Consider the following 24,823-nt stretch of genomic DNA (forward strand, 5'->3'; position numbering starts at 1 on the left):
TAAAAGTGTCAATCTAAAAGCCTCTGAAACCAGTGATATTTGTTTTGTAGGGTACATTGTCGGAAGGGAATCTACCATCTTTGATTGCCATAGATCAACCACGTGCCGTTGGTGTAGAAAAAGTAGGAAAAGTATCCGCTGTCTTCCGGTTCATTGTAGGTAACCTGTTCGATACTGGATTGATAGTGATCCCGTGTATAGGCAACCGCGTAATCTCCTTTGATTTCAATGTATAGTACTTCTATTTCCAAGAGCTGAAAGCGGTCTCGGCGCCGGTTGATCTCTTCATTCAGATGCCAGGATATCTGCCCATCATGGCGATACTCTTGGTGTACGTGATCCATGATGCCAAAGGAATTGCCAAGGTTAAAATCCATCGAAATGTCATATAAAATGTCGCGAATCTCTTTCTGGCCAAAGCTTTCTTCGTTGTCAAGATCGCAACTCTGCAAAAGAAAGCTGAGCAGGACAAGCAGTAGCCAGAGGGATTTGTTCATATTCTTTCAAGAACGGCAAGGCTCTCGATGTGCCAGGTGTTTGGAAACATATCGAAGCCGCCAAGATTCAACAACTTATACTTTCCGTCTTGCAACAATATCCGGAGGTCTCTCGCCAGACTCATCGGCGAGCAACTGAGATATATGATGCGGGGGATACCGGCTCTTTTGATCGACCATAGCGTGCTTTCCGGAACACCGCTGCGGGGAGGATCCAGAATGATGCAATCGGCTTCGAAGCTTCGGATAGATTCATCAAACTTCTGTTCGAATTTACCGCAGATGTACTGAACTTTGTCAAAACCGTTGTTCTCGGCGTTCCTTTTGGCATCACGGATAGCTTCCGGGCTTTCTTCGATACCCAATACTTGCGCAATCTCACTTGCCAAACCCAAGCCAATGGCACCCATGCCGCAATATGCATCAATTACTTTGTAATGCGGCTTCATCCAGGCTCTCATGGCACACAGTATCTTTTCCATGCTGCCGCTGTTGATCTGCCAAAAGCTGCGGTAATTGATCTCAAAGCGGATATCCGCAAGAGTGTCGCAGAGATAGCTTTTGCCATACAAAAGCTTTTCTTCTTGGCCCAGGATCACATTGCCGCGGTCGCGATTGATGTTTTGCACAATGCCGGTAACCATGGGGAAGGCGTCGGTGATGCCTCTCACGATGGTTTTCGAGAATGGTAAGCGTGCCGAACGGCATACCAGAATAAGCAAAATTTCACTTTGGTCTTTGTTGCAGCGTAAGCCGATGTGGCGCAAACAACCGCTGTGATCCTGCTCGTTATAGGGTTCTACCTTTGCCTTTTCGCACAGCTGATACAGTGTCTTGGCAATATCGTCGAAAACGGGGGGATGGTTCAAACAGCTTTCATGCTTTACTATGCTGTGGCTGTATCGCGCATAAATGCCATAGGATTCTGCGCCTACGGGCATAAATACTTTGTTTCGGTAATTACGTTGAAGCTCCGAAGCCTCCATCCCGCTGTACACTTCCAGGTGATCTTTGAAGAGGTCTCGCAACAGCATATCCTTGTATTGCAACTGAGTGGGATAATCCAACATCAGCCAATCGCAGCCCCCGCAGGGTTCCGATGCATCAAAAGCACTACAGCCGGAAGGGATAACTCCAGCACCTCGTTCATGATACTGTGTCACTTTAGCAAAGGCATGATCTTTCTTGTCCAGAAAGATCTGCACATCCACATTATCGCCAATGGCAGTATTGGCCACAAAGATCGCTTTACCACCATGAAATCCCAGTCCCATGCCACCCATGGCTATCTTCTCTATGTTTAGTTTTTCGATAATCACAATAGGTTACTCAAACGTGTGATTCTATCGCTTATGCTGGGGTGAGTAGCAAATAGTGATGCGGCTTTCCTGCTGTTGATCTTGGCCATGGCAAAGCTATCCTGCCGTTTATCCTGACTGTAGTAACGGTCGATCTTTTCCAACGCTGCGATCATTGCTCCCGGATTTGTCAGTCCTGCGGCTCCTTTGTCTGCACGGTATTCTCTGTAACGGGAGTAGTATGATGCGGGGATCATCGCCAAAAACATCAGTACGTTTTGCAGTAAGATTACCATGAGGTAATAACCGAAGTAGCCCAATCCTCCGCGTCTGCGATCGCCTCTTAGGGCGCTGTCCAGGATGGTGGCTACAAGGCGTGCGCCAAACATCACGAAAGTGTTGATCAGGCCCATCACGAGGGTCATGGAAACCATGTCACCTTCAGAGACATGAGTCATTTCGTGTGCTGCCACAGCAGCAATCTCATCCTCCGAGAGTGTGTTTACCAAGCCGCTGGAAAAAGCGATCAGAGAGCTATTGCGGGATGCTCCCGTGGCAAAGGCATTGACATCGTTTGAAGGATATATACCCACTTCGGGATTCTTTACTCCAGCTGCCTGTGCCAGAGCTTGCACTGTGTCATACACATACTTTGCCTGGCTGTTCTGCACGGAGGCATCGATCAATTGTATCCTATAGGCTTTCTTGGCCATGAACTTGCTAAGGGCAAGGGAGATAAAGGATCCCACAAAACCAAAAATGGCACAAAATATCAGCAGGCTGATTACCTGATTTTGGGGCATTGGCACAAAGGCCAGTATGATGCTCAACATGGACACTACCAAGAGATTCAACAATAGGTAGAATCCCAAGCGTTTAAGTCCTTTCATTTTTCCTCCTAATCATTCTTGAAGGCATAATCTAAAACCAGCAGCTTGATGGCAAGTAAAAAAAGTAAAAAGCAGAGATATACCTGATGCAATGCACTTTCCTTGCATCATGTGGAGTGTCTGGCCGAAACTGGACGCCACCGAAACTCAACACTGGAAGAGCAGGGAATCCGGTTACTCTATTTCTCAAGGCTCAGATTTGTAAATTTATTGATGTTGATATGATTGGATCCCGTATCTATAAATTGAACGCTCACTCTATCACCGTTGCCGGAGAGGGGCAGATAGGAGCTTAAATTGCTTGTGGCAATGAAGATGGTCCCGGGAAGGCTATCCAGAGAGAAGTGGTAATAGCTTCTGCCATCTTTCACGTCGGAGGCGATTCTGACGATATAGCCTTCGGACACGTTCATTTTCTCTTTTATCAAGGCAGAATCGGAGCTTCCGTAGGTGGCAAGATTCATCTGATAACTCTCTCTGGCACTCTTCACGGTTTCTCCCACACCAACCAGCGAGAAATCGCTTACCGACACAAAGCAATACATCTTAACCAAACCGGCAGCATCCTTCAGAGTCATGAAGTAAGTGGGTACGTTTTCCATGTTCACCAAAATGGGGAAGGTAGCATAATACTTGAATTGCTGTACTTTACCCTCGGCAGAACGCATTGCCGCCTGCTCGGTGGCTCCCGAGATCAGATAGAGTGATGTATCTTTGTTGCGGGTATTGATAAGCGCAAAGCCCACTGTCCCTTCATCCGCTCCCACGCTGGACATGCCCGTATAGAAATAGCTGCGATTATCGGCGGAGTATGTGATGTTGTAACCGGCAGTGGTAGTTAGCATATCTCTTTTGCCAAACAGAGTGTTCCAAAATCCGCGCACATATTTTCCCCACCAATTTAGCTGCGGCATCACAAAATATGAGGGCTGTACCCGGTCAACCCAATCCGGGATCAATTCATCACTATAGCCATTCTCTGTCTTTATCAGCGGATAGTAATTGAGGTCTCCGGTGCAAGCGTGCACGGTCACCAATCCCAAGGCCTCATTGCCGCGTACTCCAATCTTTTTGGAGTATAGTGTGATGGTCCAATACGGCTCTCCGCTGTCATCAATCTCGAAAGTATCTCCCGCCATTGCCACACCGGTGATGCCGGAAAGATACATGTGTCGTTTCAAATCCTGGTTGAAATAGGCGTTGCTTTGATACTTTATGTTCAGAGCTTTTCCGTTCACTTCGCGGATAAAGCGGATATCCTGGGAATTCGTGGCAGATACCATGATGTATCCCGGAGTACCATTGTCTGTGTTTGCAAGCCACTTGAAGAATCCGCTGTGCAATAGAGGAACCACCCAAAATAGCTTTCCATCAACCATTTGAATGGTGGGAATACCCAATACTACCCGGCTACCCAAGGCAAAGTCTTCCCCCAGCTTTTTTTCTGCGAGAGAAGCCGCAAAATACTCATCGATAATCGGTACACGGCTCATGTCGATGGGCGAGACCATCTCGGAAAAATTGCTCTCCTGCACATCACCGATCAGATTCCGATAGTGGGAACTAACAAACAAGGGACTGAAAACCAGCGGTAAGACAACAAGCAGAACCAGCATCAAAGCATAGAGCACCATAAGTGCTTTTCGCAGTTTGGCCATCCCCCATAGCGGCAACAATACAAAGGCAAGCGTGGGAATCCAGCCCAAGAACTTGAGATTCAGAACCGGAAGATGAAAATAAAGCACATAAAGTACGAGTACCAGACTGCAACTAGTTGCCAGCCATGGTTTCAGGCGAAAAGCTTTTATATTTATATCCAGCTTTGCTCCCCTGGGTGTATTCTGCTGATTCATAGTAACCTCAATAGCGTTTTTGCGATAAAACCGAATAGTCGAATATCTGTCAAGTATTGTTTGCCTGCCAGTAGTGTTCCCTTTGCTCCGGGTATCGGGGAAGAAAAAGCACACATGATATACGCGATCCATGACAGAGATAGAACAAGCTGGAATTGTGGATTGCCAATAAAGGATAAACCCTGACTGGAATGGTGAGTTGTAATATTGAAGTAATCAAATATTATTGAGGCTAGATGGTGTGTCAATCTTTTGCGCATCGAGGCGGTATGTTTCATATTTATCGATTATGCTATACAAAACAATGGAGCATGGGATGATCCCACGCTTCCCAATCCCTTTTGCTTATCGACGAGCATAAAGGGCAACATGTCCCCCGGTAAACCGGAATATGCTGGAGTCACTATCCACCCTCTTCGCGTAAAGCAGTGCCGAAGCAGATATAATCGGGTTATCATCGAGTGGTCACTGCTTGATAACGGCTTTATATCTGCTTCGGCACTGCTTGAAGCAGGGAGGAGGAATAGCACTCAGATGAAGCATATCAAATGGATTTACACTGATTTTATGTTTGTAACATGTGAAAGTACAATTATTGCCTCCGTAGTGTGGAAACGGCATCTTGCCGTTTTGTTACCCCCACACACACAGTGCCCTTCATGGGCGATATCTGAGCCCGGAGAGTGACAGAATATTGCGAGGGTGCGTTGCGATAGCGGAGCCCCTCGTAAAACTGCGAAACTGTAGTAAATGCACAGCGAATCAAGTCATATTATACCAGTGTATTATTTGGGATAAAACAGCTAATGATAACACATTGAATACTCACCTAAATGCAAAAAAAAGGAACAAATCTATTGACAAAAAAGCCGCATGGAAGTCCTTAATACCAGATTAACATAAAAGGATGCAAAATGGCTCGGCTTTTCAGCAAAGATTACCACGACAAGTCCAATAGCTGGTATTTCAATCATGCTGTTATTCTGCTTGAAGATGGAGATTTGTGGCATTGGCACACTTTGGATGAATCCGATAATGTGATATTGCGCTTTTACCCCAGCCGGGACAAACGCGAGTATTTCAGCGCCTGGGTGGAAGTGCACTACGATCCTCGCGAGAAACGCATCCTATCTTATCAATGTGCAGAATGCGGTCACGACGAAAGCTGCCGTCACTACCTGTCTTTACTGCGCTATTCCTACAACTTCATCTCCGATGACATCCTGAAAGAAGAACTGGTGCAAACCTGCGATTCGGACTGTCTGAGAGGAAATCTCCGCTGGATAGACAGTGCTCACCGCTTCAAGCTTCTATTTGAAAACATATACAATCCCAGCTCCGCAAAGATTCGCATTTATCATCAGGGTCTGGAGGATGTGGATGTGCCGTCATTACTGAAGATGCTGAAAGATTATGAATACTTCAGCGAGGAGCTGGTAGAAAACTATCGGGTCTTCGACTACTTTCAGCTGGCTTTCTTTGAATACATGGCAAAATCCGGCATCCATTACAGTGTTAAGAATCAAAATTGGTCGATACCTAAAGCTCAATTTGCAGAACTGCTGATGCATCTGGAGCAGATGTCCGGAAGGCTCTTTGTGAAAGAGACCAATGAGGAGCTTACCTTTGCAGCTCAGCCCTATCCGCTGGCTCTACGGATAGACAAAGCCGGGAAAACGAACTACAATCTCTTTCCAGTGCTGGTTGATGAAGTATCAGCTTGGTTTTCGGGTTATCCCACCTGGCTTTTCTTCCGTAACAGGATTCATAAAGTATGGCTTCCTTTCAAAGAACCCATAATCGATGCCATCTTCAAGCGGGAAATGCAGATCACGGCTAAGGATCTGGTGTACTACCGCAGTATAGTGCACAACGAACTATCCCGTCAGGATATCTATCTGGATTTCAGCGAATCCATAGAACTGCCGAGAATCATGTACAGCAAGCCCAAAGGCAGGCTCTATGTAAAGGCTTTGGGTGAAGACATCCTGATCGATGGCTTTTTGGTGTATGAGGATAGTTACGAATTGCCGCTGAGTGCGTTGAAGTACCGTAAATCCCTGGTGAATAGCGTGTATCGAGGGGGCGATGCGAACGACAAAATCTGGTTCTATCTCTCACCTGATCTGCAGGACAAAGCGCAAGCCTTGCTGGATATGCTGCCAGTTCCGGAGATTAACCAACTGGAACAGAAGTCTCAACTGGTCTTTAAAAATGAGGATTTTCCCGCTCTGCAAAAAGCAGTGTTCCGCATTGATGAACAGGATTGGGAACTGATCATAGACGAAAGCCTGAGCAACAGGTTCATTACCAAGATCCATCTTGAGGCAGATATCCGCGTGCAAAGAACAGAGGATATCGATTGGTTTAGCTACGAGATCAGCTATCGTCATAAGGATTTGCGTTTCAGTCATGAAGAACTTGCCCGCTACTTCAAGTCCAAAGATGAATTTCTGCACACAGTGGACGGCAGGATATTCTTCATCAGCAATCCCCAGATATTTTCCGAAGTGGATCACCTGCTGGTGCGCAGTCAGAAAGATACAGATTCGGTGTATCGTGCCCGCATCCTGAATCTGCCCTATTATCAGAGGCTGAGGGAAGAAAATCCTGCTTTCAAAATAATTGGTGATGACTATCTGGAAAACCTGTTTGAAGACCTTCACGAACGCAAACTAAAGCGTAGTCCGGAATTACCTTCCTTTTTACAGACCATTCTGCGTGGATATCAGAAGTCGGGAGTAGCTTGGCTGTCCATGTTGAAACACTATCGTCTAAACGGTATACTGGCAGACGAGATGGGATTGGGCAAGACCATTCAGGCTCTTGCTATGATTGCTATGGCACCTGAAGACAGCGTCAACATGGTGATTTGTCCCAAAACTCTGCTCTACAACTGGGCTGGAGAGATCGAGAAATTTCATACAAACATACCTTACGCAATTGTAGAGGGCAACACCACAAACCGCATCGAGCTTTTGCAAAATCCCAATATCCGGCTGTACATAATGAGTTACTCCATGGTTTCCAGCGACGCATCTCAATTGAAAAACATGCATTTCGATTGGCTGATTCTGGATGAAGCTCAGAACATCAAAAACGTATCCGCACTGCGAACCAAGGCCATCAAGAAGCTGAATTCAAACCACCGTATGGCACTTTCCGGCACTCCCATAGAGAATAACCTCACCGAATTGTGGAGCATCATGGACTTTTTGATGCCCGGTTATATGGGTAGCCTGAAAAGCTTCAAAGATAAATACATGAAACCGGAGGATGATCGGGAAGCCAGGCAATCTCTGCACAGGCTATGCTCGCCCTTCCTGCTGCGCCGTGTGAAAAAGGAAGTGTTGCTGGAGCTGCCGGATAAACAGGAACAAATCTCCTGGTGCAAAATGAGCGCAATTCAAGAGAAATTGTATCTGCAGATTCTGGATACCGTTCAGAAGAAACTGATGCCCGGTACTACCGAAGAAATGAGCTATGTACACATATTGGCGGCACTTACGAAACTGCGTCAGGTATGTAATCATCCGCATCTGGCCAATAGCGATGTCCTTCCCGTTCCTGAGCTTTCAGCGAAACTGGAGATGCTGGTGGAATTGGTGCAAGACGCTATCTCCGCAGGACACAAGATCCTTGTCTTTTCCCAGTTTGTGCAGATGCTGCAGATCATCAGAAAGGTGTTTGACGATTTGGGAGTGAAGTATAGCTATCTGGATGGCAAAACCCGGGATCGGGCGGAGCAAGTGGCAGCTTTTGAACATGATGAAGACATCCGTCTGTTTCTTATCAGCCTGAAGACGGGAGGTACCGGCTTGAATCTGACTGCTGCAGACACTGTGATCTTGTATGACCCCTGGTGGAATCCCATGGTGGAAAATCAAGCTATCGACCGCACTCACCGCATCGGACAAACCAGGAAAGTACAGGTATTCAGGCTGATTACCAAAGCCAGCGTGGAAGAGAAAATACTGTCCTTACAAAAGAACAAAATAGAGCTCTTCAATGAAGTAATCGAAGGTGGTACGGGAGTATTGAAATCGATGAGTCTTGAAGAGCTTAAAGGCCTGTTTTCTTACTAAATATCACGGATTGGGAAAGATTCTGTTCCAGTCGGGTTCGATCTTATCATCTGCGCCAAAGCCGTGATAGCTATTGTTATCGCCATCAAACCATAGCTTTCTGCCTTCACCGACGGGGTTTTTGGTGGTAGCTACTGCCATGATAATCTTGTAGGGAGCTACAAACACCAATTCGTTTTCATTCACATTCTTCAGCTTTTCCACCATCTGGGTAGTGTAGATATCCGAAGATTTCCAGGCAATGGCAAAATCCCAGTTTTCAATAACTTTATTCTTTAAACCGATCTCCACCAGGGCACTGTCCAGGTCAAATCCTCCGGCGCTGCCATGTGACTGCCAAAAACTGTCCACATAAGAATGCAATGCCTCCACGGCTTCTCGAACTTCTCCCGCTCGCTTTTGCGTCTGATACGCTTTCCAGCGCGGAACCACCAAAATGAGTGCTACAATAACGACGATCAATGCCGCCACTATGTAGTATTTAACGCGTGATCTGCTCTTTTGTTCTGTCATAATTCTCTCCATTGAAGGGTCTCTTTGTAGGATATAATAAGCATGTTTCACCTATATGCCAGATTAATGACTGCCATTATTCAATAATTGCGCTGATCTAGCACATGAAGTTTAGGTGTAAAAAACAAGCCGCGAATATATCACGGCTTGAACAAACACACGACTATCAAGTTATCACAGCATCCCTTATTTGTGGTAGGGAGAAGTGCTTGGCGGATTTATTATTGACACAATCCGCAATTCCAAAATCATGGAAAGACTAAGGTAAGTATATAAGAAAAAATAGATTAAATCCTGTGGAGGAATTATGAAAACTGGCGGATGCCGCTATGGAACCCATCGTGTAATCGAACCCAAGGGTGTGTTGCCTCAGCCTGCCCGCGTTCTCAATAACGACATGAATGAGATTTGGGACAACGAATTGAAAATTGACGTTATCAGACTGAATGTGGACAGTGCTTCGTTTCACCAGATCAAGAACAAGCTCCAGGCTCAAGGACACACCGATCTGGAAAAAGCTTTTGCGGATCATGCAATTGACCTTACAAACCGCACAGGAAAGCATAAGAACGAAGATACAGGCAGCGGTGGCATGCTGATCGGCAGAGTGGCGGAAATTGGTCCCAAATTCGAGATGAAAGATAATATCAAAGTAGGGGACAAGATCGCCAGTCTGGTGTCTCTCTCACTTACTCCGCTCAAGATCAATAAAGTAAAAAAAGTACTCCTGGATAAAGACCAGGTGGAGATCGAAGGTCAAGCCGTCCTTTTCAGTAGCGGTATCTATGCAAAGCTTCCGGATGATATGGACGAAAACCTCGCCCTCTCCGTATTGGACGTTGCCGGAGCACCTGCTCAGGTAGAGCGCCTCGTGAAGGCAGGCGACAATGTGGTGATCATCGGCGCAAACGGCAAGAGCGGAATACTCTGCAATGCCGTGGCGAGAGAACGCGTCGGAGTCTCCGGGAAGGTAATCGGAGTGGTACGCAATCAGAACTACATCCCCACATGCAAGGAAACCGGTTGCCATGAAGTAATCATCGCCAATGCCACAGACGCAATCACCATTCAGAAAGAAGTATCCCGCTTCACCGACGGCAAGATGGCAGATGTGGTGATAAACGTTGTAAACATAGAAGATACAGAGCTTCCCACCATTATGGCCGCCAGGGATAGAGGCCTGGTGTATTTCTTCTCCATGGCTACTTCTTTCACCAAAGCCGCATTGGGAGCCGAGGGTATTGGTGCGGATGTGGATATGATACTGGGTAATGGCTACGCTCGCAATCACGCTATGGTCGCGTTGGATTTGCTACGCAGAAACCCGGTACTTTTGAAGCTGTTCAAAGAACGCTATACAGATTGATCCAGGAGCATACAATGAGCATAATAGACATCCGTTCAATCGCAACTGCCGAGCAGTGGAACGATTGGCATTGGCAGCTACAGAATCGCATCACTGATGTTTCTGAGCTGCGCAAATACATCACCTTGCTTCCGGAGGAAGAAGCGCTGTTTGCCAAGCAGGAGTTTTCCTTTCGCATGGCGATTACCCCCTATTACCTGTCTCTGATAGATCACAGCAATCCCAATGATCCCGTGCGCATGCAGGCTATTCCCCGGGTTTACGAAAGCGAGATGAGCAGCTCAGACATGGCGGATCCCCTGCACGAGGATGCGGATGCCCCCGTTCCGGGGATGACACACCGTTATCCGGATCGCGTACTGCTGTTGCTCACTGATCAGTGTGCGATGTATTGCCGCCACTGTACCCGTCGCAGAAAGGCTGGAGAGCACGATGCTCCCATGCCCGCAGAGAATGTGGATAAAGCCATCGAATACATCCGTGAACACAGGGAAATCCGCGATGTAATCCTTTCCGGAGGCGATCCCCTCACCCTGGGCGATGAGCGTCTGGACTCCATTTTGGAGAAACTAAGTAAGATAGAGCATCTGGATATCGTGAGATTGGGCACCAGAACTCCGGTTGTCCTGCCTCAACGGATCACGGATTCACTTCTTGCAGTGCTAAAGAAGTATCCCTTTGTGTGGCTGAACACCCATTTCAACCATCCTCAAGAGATTAGTGACATTGCAGCGAAAGGGCTTGCCCGCCTGGCTGAAGCTGGCTTGCCTTTGGGCAATCAATCCGTATTGCTGAAAGGCATCAACGACCATGTTGATGTGATGAAAGCCTTGGTTCACAAGCTTGTACGCAACCGCGTAAGACCTTATTACATATATCAATGTGACCTTTCTGAAGGCATCAGCCATTTCCGTACTCCGATTTCCCGAGGGATCGAGATCATGGAATCACTGCGTGGTCACACCAGCGGATTGTGCGTGCCTACCTTTGTGGTGGACGCTCCCGGTGGTGGCGGAAAGATACCTGTAATGCCAAATTACATCATATCCCAGATGCCTGGCAGGGTGATCCTGAGAAACTATGAAGGCTTTATTACCAGTTACACAGAACCCGGTTTTGAAGTACTGGATACCGATAAATACCGGGATCTATGCCCGCGTGAACGCGAAAGCAGCGAAGGTGTGATGAGCTTGCTGAAAGGTAAGCATGTGTCGATAGGTCCTGCCGAGACGAAGCGGAATCAACGCCGTAAACACTAATTCAAAGGCTGATATGAAGAAACTGATTTCCACCGGGGTTATAAAGAACATAGCCTTGGTGGGAATCAGCAAAAATGCCGGTAAAACCTCGCTATTGAACTCCCTTCTAAAAGAATTTCCCCTGCCAGACAGAGCTGTAATGAGTACCGGAATAGATGGTGAAAGTGAGGACAGAGTATTCAAGACTCCCAAACCGCAAGTCCATCTCTTCAAAGGGGATATCTTTTGTTGTGATGCAAACACTGTTACTCAACACGGAAGCTCAGTTAGCTTGCTTCATTCCTCTCAATACGCCGGGCGCAAGCTATATTTGGCCAGGGCTGAAGAGAGCCTGGCTACTCAGATCACAGGCCCATCGGCTCTCAGTCATCAACGTGTTATGATCGATACGATGCACCAGCTTGGGGCACACAAGGTCTTTATAGATGGTTCCCTGGATCGCAAATCCATCGCTCTGGACGACAGCATAGATGCCTTGATTCTGGCTATCGGAGCCAGCTTTGGATCTACAGAGCAGATTGTGACTGAGATACGCCGTCTATGTATCTTGCGGGATATCCCCACCGCGGAGCTTAGTGTATCCTGTTATAACAGATTGAAGGAGAGCGATGCCCTCATGATTCTGCGTAAAGCGCAATGGCAGAGTACAGGCATCAAAAGTCTGATAGGCAACGAGAAGAAGGTGCTGGAGCTTTTGGAGCAGGAGCCCCGGGCTTTATATGTGCCCACATCGTTTACAGATTCCCTTTATGAGAAGCTAGGCAGAACCTTGTCCAAGCCTGGTTTTGAGATGATTTTGCGCCATCCTGAATGCCTGAAACTCAATATTGCCAATCTGAGGGGATTGATGAAGCACACACAGACCAAGTGTCTGATATCTTTCAAGTTGGCAGCATTTGCACTGAATTCCACAGCTATCGGCAGTGATCCCATCTCAGCGGATCTCTTTCGGGAGGATATCCGCACGGCCTTCCCCCGGGAGCAGTTTTATGACATCATGGAGATATAGATGACACATGATCGAGACTTATTAACATCACTTACAGTGAATTTGGGAATGTGCAGCAACATAGTACTGGCTATTCTCAAGACTGGAATCGGTATATTGGGGCACAGTCCCGCAGTTTTGGCAGACGGCATCAATTCCACTTCTGACTTTGTCTATTACATTGCGGTGAAGATCTTTATGAAACAGGCCCGGAAACCGGCAGATAAAGAGCACCCCTTTGGACACCGTCAGTTGGAATCCATCTCAGCCATAGTGGTGGGAGCCTTCATTCTCACTACAGGGATCACCATTTTTTGGGAGAGCATCAATAAGGTCTATGACCTCATCAGTGGTGTGGAAGCTGGTAGATCAGCCTCAATATGGGCTTTGACGATAGCGATCGCTACTTTTATAGTCAAGCTGGGCCTCTATTTCTACACCCGGGGAACTGCCAAAAAGACCAACAATCCTACTCTGAAGGCATTGGCCAATGATCATTTGAACGATATCATGGCTTCCGTTGCGGTTATTGTCGGCGTAGTGTTGGGCAGAATGGGTTACTACTGGATGGATCCTGCAGCTGGAGCGGTTGTAGCAATCTACATCATCAAGACCGGAGTGGAGATAATTATGGATTCATCCACAGAGTTGATGGATCACATTCCGGATGATGGATTTGGTAGGGAGTTGCGTGATGTGACCCTATTGGTTGAGGGAGTAAAAGGTATTGACGACATGGGCTTACACCGTTTTGGACCGTATTATACCATTAGCATGACCATCAGCGTTTCCGGTGATATCTCCATCGATGAAGGGCACAGAATCTCCAATGAAGTGGAAAAAGCACTTTTGAAACACTTTAACAACGGTCTGCGCCAAGTACACATCCATTATCATCCCTATGAGGTGAACAATCCCAATCCCCAAGGAGTATCCAGCATATGAGTCTTGGAAAGCATATTCTCTTGACCCTTATCCTGTTGTTATTGGTTATATTCAGTCTCTCGTCCCTGCTCAGGTTACCCGTATCCGGCAGTAATGGCGATTTAGTTGATCCGGCAGCAGTTGTGGATCCTTGGATCACACAGACCATTCCTGAAGGCGGCTCGATATTTTCTGTATTGGGAAATCTGGATCTCCCCGGTACTGAGATCGGTATGGTGTCCTACCGATTTGGTGATTTCATAGATGTTACTACTATCCAGCCCGGAGACACTCTCCGCGTGATCCTCAATGAAGAGGGCAACAGGATTACCAAAATGATGTTTGTGCAAGAACCCACTATTCGGCATCACTTTGAAGCGAGCGGAGACTCCTTGCTTTACACCATGGAATCTTTACCCGTGCAAAAGCGCTTACGCATGATCGAAGGTGTGTTGGATACTACACTGGATGCGTCATTGCTGTCAATGGGCCTGTCCCCGATAGATAAACAGAACATCAATAACGGCTTGGAAGGTGATATCGATTTTCAGCGCGATGCCCGCAAGGGAGATACTTTCCAGGTGTTTGTGGAAGAGCGGTTGTTTGAAGGCAAACCTCTGCCCCGGGCAAAAATCCTCTATGTGAAATACGACGGGAAACGTAGCGGAGCGCATGAACTCTTCCGTTATGAACAGGAGGATGAGAAATCCGTTCTCAACGGTCTGTACAACAAGGATGGTAAAAGCAACAATGCCAGTGGGGTAGGCTATCCGCTTGGCAGCATTCATATAGGTTCTACATATGGAAAGCGCCTGGATCCCTTTACCGGCAGATGGGCAAACCACCAGGGTGTAGATTATCGTGCCCGCAGCGGTACCCCAGTATATGCTGTGGCAAATGGCACGGTTACCTCTGCCCGTTATAACGGTGGTTATGGCAATGAAGTGCGCATAAAGCACTCCAGTGGCATGATCACGCTATATGCTCACCTTTCCTCCTACAGCGTACGAAGTGGACAGACAGTAAGACGCGGCCAGATTATCGGCAGAGTGGGCTCCACCGGCAAATCAACCGGTGCGCACCTGCATTTCGGCTTGATAAACGGTGGACGGTATATCAATCCCAGTCAACTGCGGATGGTGGGAGCAGAGCGTTTGAATAAAGCTCAGATGGCCGAGTTTGAAATTCAGAAAGAAAGTATCAGAGAGATGATACGGCAGTATCTGCATCCCAGTCTGCCCGCATAAAGAATGGTGTAGCATCTGTCTTTGGATAAGAATTTAGGCCCGATATTCACCGGGCCTTTAATTTGTAAATGAAACTTAGTTATTACTTTTCTTCTTCTGCAGGCTTTCGGGGATGATGTCTTCTTTGATCTCATCTCCGGGTTTCTCCCGCATGGCAAACAGTTCCGGGAAAAGTGAGTTGTAATATAGAGCGGTGAGACTGCCATCCGCAGCATACATCACGTGTAAAGTGCGGCTATCTGTAAGAAACCAGATTAATTGCTGGGTATCTTCATCGAAGTGATTGGTTTTACCATGCATTTGCGCAATGCGGCTGATGGCCAAATGATCGTTGTCTTCTCCGTTTTCAGAGTTGTATTTCACGAACCAACCCGCCACTCGTTGGGTGTTTGGCTCCACAAACACCAGTATGGCCGATACATACAAGTTGAAATCGCTATAATATTTCACTGCGTCTTCTTCGCTTTCCTCTGGGAAAAACCCCAAGCGTCCCAAGGCTGCATCCGCCTCTTCCAGAGTCATATCATAAGCTACACCAAATAGCCCGGTTTGAGCATTCAAGCCTGCCATAATCAGCAGTCCGATTATTATGAATAGTATTTTCTTCAAAGCATCCACCTTAAATACAAAATATCTAATTTCTGCCACTAAATCCCGGGGCAGAATAAAGTCAACTATAAAAGCAAGGCGGTACAGTGCAGATTACTGTCCCAGCATCACTTCATTAGCGTTATACGCCGGCTTATGCTTTTTCCTTCAGCTTTTATACGTAGCAGATACACTCCGCTAGATAGGCCTGTTCCGTCGAAACTGATCTGATTCCGGCCTTTGGGATACATTCCTTGCGCCAGTGTTTCCACTTTTTGCCCCCGCAAATTGTAGAGGCATAGCTCTATATCCATCGCCCGCGACAGATCAAAAGCTATCTCGGCACTAGGATTGAAGGGATTGGGGTATGTCGTCAGATTCATAGTTACCAGACTGGCAATCTGATCTTCGGTAGCGCTGCCAACGAATTCCATTGCCAATTGCTGCAGAAGTGTGCGAACTCCTTCTTCTTGCATGAAATACAGGGGAAAACCAAAGAAGACGAGATTACCTGTTTCAAAAGCAATGCTCTTATCTATTCCCACGCTACCTGGAGCGAAATTACCGCTGTACATTTCCGTAAAGTCGCCTTCAAATGAATAGATCATGGGTAGCATCCCATTCCATATTCCCACCAATTTGGCGGGATCAACATACAGATGGGGATATTCATTGCTTTCAGCGCTGATCAAACAGGCAGGATTATCGTAATACAGCTCAATGGAAGGCACAAAACGCTGCCAGAAGACTTCGCTGAGCGCTGAAGGAGTTTTCCATCCGCTAAGGATCAGTTTTCCTCCGCCCAGCATATAACTGCTCAGAAGATCTTCCGCGACCCCAATCTGGTGCATTGGCATCTCGTCATCGTGCCACAATACTACCTTGTAAGAGCCCATTGTCTGCAGATCGGGCAGGTTTTGTTGCGCAAAATCCCAAGTATCGAACTCGAAGGGGTCCAACATGGCGGCATAAAAGTCATCCACCATAGCATCGGTGGGACTATTGGGATTTCCATTGCCGTCTCTGGTTTCATCTATTATCAGGATATCGTTCACAAAACTGAATTCCACTGGATTTGCAGGGAGAACCGGAGACATCATGCTGGAGAAACCCTCTGCATCGATGGCTTTCAAGGCATATTCATAATGCTGTTGGTTCTCCACATCATCATCAACATAGCTCAAGTTCAGAATCGGGTCTGTGTTTACCTTGATCCAGTTTGTAGTATCCTCTAGGCGACGATATACATCATAGGATACTGCTCCGGGAAAATCATCCCAAACCAGATGAACGGCACCGGATGTTGCCAGACATGTATGCAGATCGGGAAGTTGGTTTACAATGCTGCGCATCAGAGTCCAGTTATTGTGGTTGGCACTTATCTCCAGCGGTTCTTCGATGCCTTGGAATAGATTAACATGGCCTTGTGGTGTAGCTAGAACTAAAAGCGAGTCTGAGCTGGAGGGGCCTGAAACAAGGAAAGGAATATCCAGATTGAACTGTGTAGAGGTGGGGGAACTGCTGGTAGCAACGATCTTAAGTTCTTGCGTGGCGGGTTTCAGAAATACACCGTATTCCACTTGTGGAATACCGCTGCCAAATATCCATTGCTCAAAGAACTGATCAAGATCTTGTCCGCTGATGGTCTCAGCCATGGCCTTGAATTCTGCGGTAACTGCATTGCCATGTTTGAAACTTTCATAGTATGTTTGCAATAGCTCAAAAAAGTCCGCATCTCCCAGTTTCAGGCGCAGCATGTGTAACACACAAGCCGCTTTTTCGTAGGATGGGGGGGCAAAGTAGTTGCCGAAATCGGGATTATAAATGGTAGCGGGGCCGTTGCTATTCTCCCAATTCACATAGTAATTGTGAAAGTTGGTCAAAACATAATCGCATGAGGCTTGCCAGCCATAGCGCTTATCTGTCCACAGTTGTTCGGAATAGGTGGCAAAACCTTCAGAAAGCCAGACATCGTTAAAATCCAGGAAGCTTACGGCATTACCGAACCACTGATGCGCCAATTCATGGGCGATGATTAATTCATAAGTCCCCTGCCCATCGACGATAAAGTTACCCAAAGTGGTCATGGTCTGATGTTCCATTGCAGAGAAAGTGCTTATACTCACTGTTGCATTGCCATACTTCTCAAAGGGATAATCTCCAAAAAGGATAGAAAAGTAGTCTATCATATCCGGCAGATTGGCGAAGTCAGATAAGGCATTGTTGTATTGGGCAGGATTCACGAAGTTCAGGATGGGTAGTTCGCCGTGCATGGCGCTTTGCTGGACTTCATCAAAATCTCCGCAAGTGATACAGGCCAAATATGTGGTCATGGGATTTTCTCCCCGCCAGGTAGTGGTAGAGGTGCCGTTGCCATTATCTACAATACTTTCCCGCAGCCCGTTTGCCGCCACCTTCCAGTCCGAGCGCATGGTAATGATAAGGTCAACCACTGCTTTATCCCAGGGATGATCGTAACAAGGCCACCAATAACGCGCAGCATCGGGATCGGACACCGTAAATACCGAATTGGGGCGGAAGATCATACCCACATTGTATGGAGCTCCAGAGAGTTGAGGAGTGCCGGAATAGTAAACTTTGGTAGTAAAGTTCTCACCGTCTTGAACGGAAAGCGGGATATGGACTATTCCCTGTTCGTGAGTATAGGGCACCACCACACCGTTCAGTTCCACAGAGTTTACTGATAAACCGACAAGATTGTAGCTTATGGCACTCAATGCAGATTCCGCTAAAACTTCCGCATGCACACTGCCGGAGATGAAATTCGGACTCTGGGATATGCTCAGGTTAATGGTGTATTTTTGTACATCAAAGCCTGTTTCGCTGTCAGCTTTGGCAGTATAAAAGCGCTCCTGCGGGAAAAAGGGTTTTGTGTGCCGATATCTTTCGGTAGGGAAATGGGGATTGGCAATCAGCATTCCGCATATTGCCAACAGGATGATAATAATGTATATCTGTTTCACAGTGAACTCCAAAAGTAAGTATTTTCTACCTTGAATTTATGCATGATTTATTCCATTTATAGGAGATTAATCCTTTTGAGTAGTGTTATCATTAGCGCGGTAGAGCGCATATTCACACCTTGTGGATTATCTCATGTTGAACGGGATATAAAGTCGCTATCATCGAGTGGGCACTGGATGATAACCTGATAATATCCGCTTCGCCATAGCTGAACCTTGAGGTAGAGCATAGTCTTGAGGATTGTTGATGGTACACAGATCACGCAGATTGTTTTATTCATGGAATGTGTGGTCCTCTTCAAACCTTCGCTGTTGAACACTGTATCGTAGCATTCCGATGCTATGTCTTTTTTTCTGAGCTACGTATAGCTCTGCTTCGCTACGCACCCTCGCAATGATCTATTTCTCCCTCCGGGTTACTCTATTGTTCTCTGGATTTTGTTAACAGGAAATTTTGCCACATGCTAAATGCATATCGTACAGTATCGGAGGAAGAAGGGATCGATAGCAGAAAAAAACAGGATGGATAGGGAAAAGGGGAAATGCCAGCGAAATTGAAACTTGACAATATGTGAAAGCCAGATAATATGAAGCTTAATGTAAAAGAATGGAAAAATGATGAACAAAACCGGCAGGAAGTTTCAGCAAGCAACTTCGATACAAGAGGCTAATCCAGAGTATCTGCCAAACCTGATGCATAATCTACCAGGTATGGCATATCGTTGTATAAACGATTCCAAATGGTCGATGCTCTTTATCTCGGAAGGTTGTGCGGATATAACCGGGTATCCCGCCAGGGATCTTTTGTGTAATGCTACTGTGAGTTATGCGAGTTTGATTCATCCGGATGATTTGGAAAAAGTGAGTGATGCAGTGGCGGAAGCAGTGAAAAAACATACGCAGTTTCAGGTGGAATACCGCATTTACAATAGCAACCATGAAATTCGCTGGGTATGGGAAAAGGGTAATGCAGTTTACGACAAGCACCACAATCCAGTATATCTGGAAGGCTTCATTTTGGATATCACGGTCCGCCGTAAAGCAGAGGAAGACCTGAAACAGGCTGCTGAGGATCTTGCTGAACTGAACGCTACGAAAGATCGCTTTTTTTCGCTATTGGCGCATGACTTGCAGAATCCAGTTTACGCCATCATCTCGCTCTCGGAATTTGTAGCTGAAAACTTCAGTATCTTTGGCCAGGCTGAGGTTAAGGAAGCTCTTTTGCAGGTACACAATGCCGCCCGGGGAATTTACACTTTATTGGAAAACCTTTTAGATTGGGCCAGATTGCAAACCGGCAAGATAGTGTGTCAAAAAGAGTATGTGTCCATGATTAAAACCGTGAACTACGCTTTGGATCACTATCGAAAAGCCGCCACCCAAAAAGGGATAGAACTGGAATTTGTATATGATGAAGATGTGATGTTAGAGACGGATTTGAAGTTACTCTCATCGATCTTGCGCAATCTGATCTCCAACAGCATCAAGTATTCGTACCCGAAAAGCACAGTATGCGTGCGTATGCAAAAGCAGCCAAATGGCCTGGAGCTATGTGTGGCAGATCACGGGATTGGTATTTCACGGCGTCATTTACCCAAGCTCTTCAAATTGGATAACGATCTAAGGCAGTATGGCACAGCTAATGAATCAGGCAGTGGTTTAGGATTGATATTGGTGGACAATTTTGCCCGTCTGTTGGGGGCAAGTGTTAGCGTGGAAAGCAAGCTAAACAAAGGCAGCAAGTTTTATCTCCGGTTCTCGGAGAGAATTTGATTGACTCCAAGACAGGGTTCAAAAAGTATGACTTTTACAATATAACCATGGTAGGATATGAACGCTTTATTCAAACCAGAATTAGTGCGCATCGTTGATGCGTTTCAAAGTAAGAGTGACTGTCTGAATTATATGGCATGCTTATTGTCAGCCAGCGGTTGTCTCAGCTTTCCGGATCGCTATTTAGCGGCAGTTAAGGGCCGCGAAGAAATCATGAGCACAGGTATCGGCAAGGGAGTAGCCATCCCACATGCCAGGGATCTCACAGTAGAATGCCTTCGCATCGCTGTATGTATGATTTCCCAGGCGCTGGATTTCAATTCTGTGGATAGCGAACCTGTCAATTTGGTGTTTATGATAGCGGTTCCGCAGAACTCTAATCAGGAGTATATGAAAATCTTGCGCAATTTGTCTGAGTATTTGCGCACAGAAGAGAATCGAGCCACACTACTGGGAGCAAACTCAGATTGGGAGTTGTACAATTATGTTCACAAGATTGAAGATAGCATTATCGCTTCTCTTGCTGATTAGTCTGGTGCCCTTAGCGGCACAGAGTGATGACGCTGGCAGCACGGGCTTTGATACCCTGAAACTAATCTATGGTGCGCGTACTGCCTCGATGGGCGGTGCGGGTCTGGGCTTGCCATCCAATCAGGAAGCGCAGAATCTGAATCCCGCTGCAATTCTGCGGGCTCCAAATCATGGGATAAGCAGCACTTTTCTGGATCACTTGGTGGGTAGTGCCGGCGGAGCGATTCATTATGTATATCCCAAAAACATATATGAAGCTTATGGTGCAAGCCTGATGTACTGGAATAGCGGCCAGATGGACCGCACAGAGATCAGCAGTTCGGGCGATCTGATCGAGACTGGAGAAAGCTTTGGGGCCAGCAGCATAGTCGCTGGGGTTTCGGCGGCACGCTTCATTAGTCCTGCCCTGGATATCGGCGGAAGCCTGAAGATGATCTACGACAGCATCGACGGCCATTCTGCCTCCGCAGTGACGGTGGACATGGGGATTCTGCATCATACGGCAAATCCCAATATCAAAGTAGGTTTGGCGGTGCGTAATCTGGGATTTCAGAGCTCATATTACAGCAACACCAAGTTCAAAGAACATCTACCGCTCAGTTATGGTGCTGGTATTTCCATAAAGCTGATGCCGAAGCTGGACACAGCATTGGATCTGGGTAAGGTAAGCGGGGACAAATTTGGGGTGAAAGTGGGCATTGATTTTGCGCTCAATTCAGCTTTATCACTAAGGGGAGGCTTCAAGAGCAACGCCGCGGATTACAATATGGGTGGTCTGGCAGGCATAACTGGCGGAGGAAGCTTGGGATTGGGCTGGAAGATACGCAATTTTAACCTGGATTACGCCGTGGAATCGTACGGGGATCTGGGTATCACCAATCAACTGAGTTTGAGATACAATTTTTCTAACTGATACAGGTATGTATTTTGCACAGCTTTTTATTTGAACTGGGAATTGAAGAACTGCCGGATAGTGTAATAGTGCCTGCCATCAACAGTATCAAGCTATCTTTCGAAAAAATGCTTTCAGAGCAAAATCTGGATCATGGGGAAATCCGCATAGGCTCCACACCGCGTCGACTTGCCATATCTGCCGCCGGCCTTCCGGAAAAGCAAGCGGATGTGGAGATCTGTAAAACGGGTCCATCTGTGACTATCGCATACGATGACAAAGGAAACCTCAGCAAAGCCGGTATGGGTTTTGTACGCAAATGCGGTGCGGCAGAACAGGATGTCTTTGTGCAAAAGACGGAGAAAGGCGAGTTTATCGCGGTTAGCTTTGTGCAAAAAGGCATGCAGTGCAGGGAAATCCTGCGGGATTGGATTCCAGAAGCCATCAGCCAGATTCCCTTGCCTAAAAAGATGATCTGGAAAAGCAAGAGCTTGGCTTTTTCCCGTCCCATCCGCTGGATCGTAGCTTTGTGGGATACTCAGATCATAGATTTGGATTTTCATGGCATCAGCTCCGGCAGAACCAGCTTTGGAAACCGCTATCTGGGACTGGATATAAGCATCGAAATCCAAAGTGCTGCAGACTATGAAGGCGCTATGACCTCTGGTTGTGTGATCGTGGATCGGGAGAAACGTCGCTCCATGATAACCGATCAATTCTCCACCCTGTTTACAGATGGCAGTCTCATGGTAAAACCGGATGAGCGGTTGCTGGAAACGGTATGTAATCTGGTGGAGTATCCCTGGGCAGTGATAGCGGAATTTGATGCCTCCTTTTTAAAACTTCCGGAGAGAATCATCACTTCTACAATCAGCCAAAATCAAAAATACTTCTCTGTGTATGGCGCTGATGGAGCTTTGAGCAACAAATTTGTCTTCATCTCAAACGGAGATCCCAAACAAAGTGAAATCATCAAAGCCGGGAATGAGAAAGTGGTGGCAGCAAGGCTGGAAGACGCTCTGTGGTTTTTTGAGGAAGATTGCAAGCGTGGTCTGGATGCATTTGTACCCCATCTGACAGAGGTGGTATTTCAATCACAACTGAGCACAATGGCAGACAAAACCAATCGAATCCTGGCAATAAGCGAGTATCTTTGCTGCGAATTGAGTTATGATGATGCACAAAAGATTAAGGTAATGAGAACCGCTCAACTGTGTAAGGCAGATCTTTTGAGCTTGATGCTGGGGGAAAAGGAATTTGCCAAGCTTCAGGGTTATATGGGCATGCACTATGCTCTGGTTGCTGGCGAGGATCCGGAAGTGGCTCAAGGCATCTACGAGCACTATATGCCCCGGGGCAGCAACGACAGCCTGCCGCAGAGCGTTTGCGGTGCTATATGTGCGGTGGCGGATAAATTGGATACGGTATGTGGGATTATCGGAGTGGGGCTGATGCCCACGGGAAGCGCTGATCCTTTTGCCTTGCGCAGAGCAGCCGGAGGCTTGGTTCAGATAGTTGCCGACCGGGCTTGGGATATAGATCTGGAACACTTGATTGACTTTGCTTTCGATATCTTGTCCACAAACAAGGTGCAGCTTAAACCAGGCAGCAAGGACAATTGTAAGAGCTTTTTTGCCCAGCGTGTAAACTGGTTATTGAAAGAACTGGGCATCGCCTATGATACCGTGGCCAGCGTTTGTGTGGCAGGATTTGCGCGTTTACCTCATCTGATAGCCAAGGCTCGTGCTTTGGAGGAATTGAGGCAGGACAGCAGTTTTGTTAAATTGGTTATTGGCTTCAAACGTGTATCGAACATCATAGAAAGAGAAACAGGACTGGCAACCGCAGATCCTGCACTCTTTGAAAGTGAAGCCGAACGCGATCTATACGATGGATTGAGCAGCCTAAGTAAAAATATCGGAGAGGCCCTTTTGCATCTGGATTATCCGGGTGCACTATTGGAACTGGTGGACTTTGGCGAAAAAATCGACGCTTTCTTCGATAATGTGTTGGTAAATTGCGAAGATCCTATCCTCAGGCAAAACCGGCACAAGCTCCTGGCTGCCATCCGTGCGGAGTTTATAAAAGTAGCTGATCTCTCTTTGATAGTAGTAGATTCCGATAAAAATGGAGAATAAATGCACATCTTGGAAACTTTGAAAAGAAGAGCAACCGCCATCGGCGGAAGCATTGTACTACCCGAATCCCACGACCAAAGAACTCTGGCCGCCGCTGCAAGTCTGGCCGGACAGAAGATTGCCAGAGTAATCCTCTTGGGCGAACCAGCCGAAGTGACAAACAATGCCGCTCAATTGGGAGCGGACATCTCCTCTTGCACAATCATAAATCCAGTGAAAAGTACTGAATTGGAGGATTTTGCCGAGACCTTCCATCAGCGGCGCAAAGAAAAGGGCGTCAGCAAGGAACAAGCCTTGGAAACCATGAAGAATCCGCTGTATTTTGGTGCGATGATGGTAAAAAAGGGACTGGCGGGAGGAATGGTGGCTGGTGCGGCCAACACCACTGCGGACGTATTGCGTGCCGCTTTGCAGGTGGTGGGCGTGATGCCGGGGCTGAAAACAGTATCTTCTACCTTTATAATGGTATCACCGCGCGCGGGTGATCCCACGTATTTATTTGCGGATTGCGCCGTAGTACCAAATCCCGATTCTGAACAATTGGCAGATATTGCCAACTCCACTGCAATCACTCGACGTTCAATCTTGGGTGATGAGCCTTTTGTGGCGCTGCTCTCTTTCTCCACAAAGGGTAGTGCCGATCATGAGCTAGCGGAGAAAGTACGCGTAGCAAAGTCAATCTTGGATGCCCGAAAAGTGGATTTTGCTTATGATGGAGAACTCCAATTGGATGCGGCAATAGTTCCAAAGATAGCGAAGTCCAAAGCTCCAGACAGCAGTGTAGCGGGGCATGCAAACACTTTGGTATTTCCGGATCTGCAAGCCGGGAATATCGGTTACAAATTGGTTCAGCGATTGGGAGGCTACGAAGCAATAGGCCCCATCATACAAGGTCTGGCTGCTCCCATATGTGATCTTTCTCGCGGCTGTTCCGCCGAGGATATAGTGAATACAGCCATTCTTGTGTTATTGATGGCGAAAAATTTAAAATAGATAT

Annotated in this window: 18 protein-coding genes; 11 read left to right on the plus strand and 7 right to left on the minus strand. The window is 46.9% G+C overall.

What is annotated here, in order from left to right:
* Nucleotides 1-71 precede the first annotated feature (71 nt).
* The 4 genes from PHF32_01195 to PHF32_01210 all read right to left on the minus strand — a co-directional run bounded on the left by PHF32_01195 (nt 72) and on the right by PHF32_01210 (nt 4,538).
* The gene (locus tag PHF32_01195; protein MDD4559347.1) at nt 72-497 is read right to left on the minus strand and encodes a hypothetical protein; all 426 of its coding nucleotides are present in this window, start codon (nt 495-497) and stop codon (nt 72-74) included.
* Complete coding sequence (rlmD, locus tag PHF32_01200) at nt 494-1,816, minus strand: 23S rRNA (uracil(1939)-C(5))-methyltransferase RlmD (GenBank protein MDD4559348.1); 1,323 nt, start codon at nt 1,814-1,816, stop codon at nt 494-496. The genes PHF32_01195 and rlmD overlap by 4 nt, the downstream gene beginning before the upstream one ends.
* Nucleotides 1,813-2,685 (minus strand): protease HtpX, encoded by an 873-nt coding sequence (gene htpX / locus PHF32_01205; protein MDD4559349.1) that lies wholly within the window; start codon nt 2,683-2,685, stop codon nt 1,813-1,815. The genes rlmD and htpX overlap by 4 nt, the downstream gene beginning before the upstream one ends.
* A 179-nt stretch (nt 2,686-2,864) precedes the next feature.
* Nucleotides 2,865-4,538: a hypothetical protein gene (locus PHF32_01210; GenBank protein MDD4559350.1), complete on the minus strand. Its 1,674-nt coding sequence runs from the start codon at nt 4,536-4,538 to the stop codon at nt 2,865-2,867.
* 914 nt (nt 4,539-5,452) lie between these two features.
* Here PHF32_01210 and PHF32_01215 point away from each other — a divergent pair.
* Complete coding sequence (locus PHF32_01215) at nt 5,453-8,623, plus strand: DEAD/DEAH box helicase (GenBank protein ID MDD4559351.1); 3,171 nt, start codon at nt 5,453-5,455, stop codon at nt 8,621-8,623.
* Nucleotides 8,624-8,626: 3 nt separating this feature from the next.
* Here PHF32_01215 and PHF32_01220 read toward each other — a convergent pair whose 3' ends face one another.
* On the minus strand, nt 8,627-9,136 hold the full coding sequence (locus tag PHF32_01220) for a hypothetical protein (protein ID MDD4559352.1): 510 nt from the start codon (nt 9,134-9,136) through the stop codon (nt 8,627-8,629).
* A gap of 307 nt (nt 9,137-9,443) precedes the next feature.
* Here PHF32_01220 and PHF32_01225 point away from each other — a divergent pair, with 307 nt between their 5' ends.
* From PHF32_01225 to PHF32_01245, 5 genes are read left to right on the plus strand one after another with little or no spacing between them, the layout of a single operon-like run.
* Nucleotides 9,444-10,502: an L-erythro-3,5-diaminohexanoate dehydrogenase gene (locus tag PHF32_01225; protein MDD4559353.1), complete on the plus strand. Its 1,059-nt coding sequence runs from the start codon at nt 9,444-9,446 to the stop codon at nt 10,500-10,502.
* 14 nt (nt 10,503-10,516) lie between these two features.
* Complete coding sequence (gene ablA / locus PHF32_01230; protein MDD4559354.1) at nt 10,517-11,761, plus strand: lysine 2,3-aminomutase; 1,245 nt, start codon at nt 10,517-10,519, stop codon at nt 11,759-11,761.
* 13 nt (nt 11,762-11,774) lie between these two features.
* Nucleotides 11,775-12,770, plus strand: coding sequence for a GTPase domain-containing protein (locus PHF32_01235; protein ID MDD4559355.1), 996 nt, complete (start codon nt 11,775-11,777; stop codon nt 12,768-12,770).
* Nucleotides 12,771-13,694 (plus strand): cation diffusion facilitator family transporter, encoded by a 924-nt coding sequence (locus PHF32_01240; protein MDD4559356.1) that lies wholly within the window; start codon nt 12,771-12,773, stop codon nt 13,692-13,694.
* The gene (locus PHF32_01245) at nt 13,691-14,920 is read left to right on the plus strand and encodes a M23 family metallopeptidase (GenBank protein ID MDD4559357.1); all 1,230 of its coding nucleotides are present in this window, start codon (nt 13,691-13,693) and stop codon (nt 14,918-14,920) included. Before PHF32_01240 ends, PHF32_01245 begins: the two co-directional genes overlap by 4 nt.
* Nucleotides 14,921-14,995: 75 nt before the next feature.
* Here the strand turns inward: PHF32_01245 and PHF32_01250 are convergent, their stop codons facing one another.
* Together PHF32_01250 and PHF32_01255 are read right to left on the minus strand one after the other, a co-directional pair.
* Nucleotides 14,996-15,529, minus strand: coding sequence for a hypothetical protein (locus tag PHF32_01250; protein ID MDD4559358.1), 534 nt, complete (start codon nt 15,527-15,529; stop codon nt 14,996-14,998).
* 107 nt (nt 15,530-15,636) lie between these two features.
* Entirely contained in the window at nt 15,637-18,492 is a 2,856-nt protein-coding gene (locus PHF32_01255) for a M1 family aminopeptidase (protein ID MDD4559359.1), read from the minus strand.
* 618 nt (nt 18,493-19,110) lie between these two features.
* Here PHF32_01255 and PHF32_01260 point away from each other — a divergent pair.
* From PHF32_01260 to pta, 5 genes are read left to right on the plus strand one after another with little or no spacing between them, the layout of a single operon-like run.
* Nucleotides 19,111-20,265, plus strand: coding sequence for a PAS domain-containing sensor histidine kinase (locus PHF32_01260; protein ID MDD4559360.1), 1,155 nt, complete (start codon nt 19,111-19,113; stop codon nt 20,263-20,265).
* A 57-nt stretch (nt 20,266-20,322) separates the two neighbouring features.
* Nucleotides 20,323-20,796 carry a PTS sugar transporter subunit IIA gene (locus tag PHF32_01265; protein ID MDD4559361.1) on the plus strand — a complete coding sequence of 158 codons (474 nt, stop codon included), beginning with the start codon at nt 20,323-20,325 and terminating at the stop codon, nt 20,794-20,796.
* The gene (locus tag PHF32_01270; protein MDD4559362.1) at nt 20,750-21,709 is read left to right on the plus strand and encodes a PorV/PorQ family protein; all 960 of its coding nucleotides are present in this window, start codon (nt 20,750-20,752) and stop codon (nt 21,707-21,709) included. The genes PHF32_01265 and PHF32_01270 overlap by 47 nt, the downstream gene beginning before the upstream one ends.
* Nucleotides 21,710-21,723: 14 nt before the next feature.
* Nucleotides 21,724-23,826, plus strand: a complete 2,103-nt coding sequence (gene glyS, locus PHF32_01275) for a glycine--tRNA ligase subunit beta (GenBank protein ID MDD4559363.1) — start codon at nt 21,724-21,726, stop codon at nt 23,824-23,826.
* On the plus strand, nt 23,827-24,819 hold the full coding sequence (gene pta, locus PHF32_01280) for a phosphate acetyltransferase (GenBank protein MDD4559364.1): 993 nt from the start codon (nt 23,827-23,829) through the stop codon (nt 24,817-24,819).
* Nucleotides 24,820-24,823: the final 4 nt, after the last annotated feature.

Source organism: Candidatus Cloacimonadota bacterium, assembly GCA_028706475.1.
Taxonomy (GTDB): domain Bacteria; phylum Cloacimonadota; class Cloacimonadia; order Cloacimonadales; family Cloacimonadaceae; genus UBA5456.